Genomic DNA, 2319 nt, shown 5'->3' with positions numbered 1-2319 from the left:
TAAAAATAAATTATTTAAAGTTAATCCAAATATAAAATTTAGCATAGGTATGTTATTTTTGATAATATCATTAATTAGTCCTTACAATGTATTATCTATATTGATAATATTAGGTATGAGTATCACAATAGTTGGAATTGCTAAAATAGATTTTAAAGACTATATACATTTTATAAAAATACCACTTGCTTTTTTAGTAATAAGTATCATAATGATTTTGATAAATTTTTCAAGTGATAAATCTGTTTTACTTCATTACATAAAAATAGGAGGTTTATATATAGGAGTTTCTAACACATCTATAGATACATCTATGCACTTGTTTTTTAGAGCGTTGTCGTGTTTGACATGTATATATTTTATAATGTTGACAACACCTTTTAATCAGCTTATATTTATATTTAAAAAGTTGCATTTACCAGATATAGTGTTGGAATTATCGATGCTCATGTATAGATTTATATTTATATTTATGGAGGAGGTTTCTGATATAAGAACATCACAGGAGCTTAGATTTGGATATATAAATTTAAAAAATGGGTATCATTCATTTGGACTTTTAGTAAATATGCTGTTTAAGAGAATGATGATAAGATATGATGAAATGAGTATAGCTTTAGATATGAAACTATTTGACGGCACATTTCATATAGTAGGGGATAGTAAAGATGTTTAAAATAAATAATTTAACATATCAATATGATAAAACTAGAAAGGCTCTCGATAATGTAAGTATGGACTTCGATAAAGGAGAGGTAATAGGAATCATAGGATCAAATGGTTCTGGAAAGTCTACTTTATTCAACAATCTTATGGGAATTTTGAAATCAACAGAAGGAGAAATACTATATAAGGGAGAACAAATAAAATACGATAAAAAAAGCTTATACAATCTAAGAAAGGAAGTTGGGATAGTATTCCAAGATCCAGAAAAGCAAATATTCTACTCAATGGTATATGATGATATTGCTTTTGCACTTAGAAATATAGGTATAGATGAAAAAACAATAAAAAAGAGAATTACCAATGCTTTAGAAGCAGTAAATGGTTTAGAATTTATAGATAGACCGGTTCACAACTTGAGCTTTGGTCAGAAAAAAAGAGTCGCAATAGCATCTGTAGTCGCTATGGAAAATAAATTAGTATTGTTAGATGAGCCTACAGCAGGCTTAGATCCAATAAGCACTAGAGCTATTGTAGACATAATAAAGGGTCTTAATGACAGAGGTGTTAAAATCGTAATATCTAGTCACGATATGAATTTAATTTATGAAATATGTGACTATGTATACGTTTTAAATCAAGGACACCTTATAAATGAAGGTACTAGAGAAGAGGTTTTCGTCAATGAAGAAAAAATCGACGAAGCTGGTCTTGAATTACCATGGCTTGTGAAGGTTCACAAACATATGGGATTGCCTTTATTTACAAAAGAAGAAGACCTATACAGCTACTGGAATCATAGAGAACAGAAGACTGTATAAATGAAATTGCCCTCAACCTATTTTATAATAAAATAGTTTGAAAATAAAATAACCCTTAACCTATAATAGGTACCCCAGGATTACTCCAAAAGTTCTGGGGATTTTTTTTATTAGAAAATAGTTGAAAGTTCAACTAATATGAGCTACTATATAAATATAGTTGAAGGTTCAACTAATTTTATGGAATATAAATTTTGAGTATAGATAGGTGATTGAATAATAATGAAAAATTTAGATAACCATTTATTAAGAGATATAGGTACTTTATCTAGAGCGATACATTATATGAGTGATGTAGAAAACAAAAGGTATGGATTGAAAAAGGGTCAGTTTATATTTTTAACGAGGATATGCGAGAATCCAAATATAAGTTTTATAGAATTATCAAATATGCTGAAAGTAGATAAAACAACGACTACAAAAGCTGTTAATAAGCTAATTGATTTAAATTATGTAAAAAAGGAGACAGATAAACAAGATAGAAGAGCTTATAATTTGATAGCAACAGAGGAAGGGAAAAAGCTATACGACGAAATTATAAAACAGGAAAACAAACAAATAGAGATATGTTTAAAAGGATTTTCTGATGATGAGAAGGAGTTAGTTTTGAATTTTGTGAATCGAATTAGTACAAATGTAGATTTAGAATGGATGAAAGTAAAATCAAATAAAAAATAATTATAATTATTAAATGGGTTTTGTTAACTTGATATGATAAAAAATGATTCTCGACAGGATCAATAACCGATAGGTTCACTTTTTGATTTCACATATTAAAAATTGGCATAACAAATAAACCTAATAAAATTATATTTTTTTTAGGTTGAAAATGCAA

General features: G+C 27.5%; 3 protein-coding genes. All 3 read left to right on the top strand.

Annotated elements, in window-relative coordinates; translation table 11 throughout:
- Nucleotides 1–676, top strand: a 676-nt coding sequence (gene cbiQ, locus MR593_RS00660; RefSeq protein ID WP_290685813.1) for a cobalt ECF transporter T component CbiQ, incomplete at its 5' end; no start/stop codon positions are given.
- Nucleotides 669–1484: an energy-coupling factor ABC transporter ATP-binding protein gene (locus MR593_RS00655; RefSeq protein ID WP_290685811.1), complete on the top strand. Its 816-nt coding sequence runs from the start codon at nt 669–671 to the stop codon at nt 1482–1484. The genes cbiQ and MR593_RS00655, both read left to right, overlap by 8 nt.
- Nucleotides 1485–1706: 222 nt before the next feature.
- Entirely contained in the window at nt 1707–2162 is a 456-nt protein-coding gene (locus MR593_RS00650; protein WP_290685809.1) for a MarR family winged helix-turn-helix transcriptional regulator, read from the top strand.
- Nucleotides 2163–2319 lie beyond the last annotated feature (157 nt).

The organism is Intestinibacter sp. (genome assembly GCF_022780145.1).
GTDB lineage: Bacteria > Bacillota > Clostridia > Peptostreptococcales > Peptostreptococcaceae > Intestinibacter.
Note: the sequence above shows the minus strand (reverse complement) of the source record. Positions and strands in the feature narration are given on the sequence as shown.

Excerpts from the sequence above, each read along its gene's own strand:
- MR593_RS00650 (WP_290685809.1), top strand. The coding sequence starts at position 1,707 with ATGAAAAATTTAGATAACCATTTATTAAGAGATATAGGTACTTTATCT.
- MR593_RS00655 (WP_290685811.1), top strand. The coding sequence starts at position 669 with ATGTTTAAAATAAATAATTTAACATATCAATATGATAAAACTAGAAAG.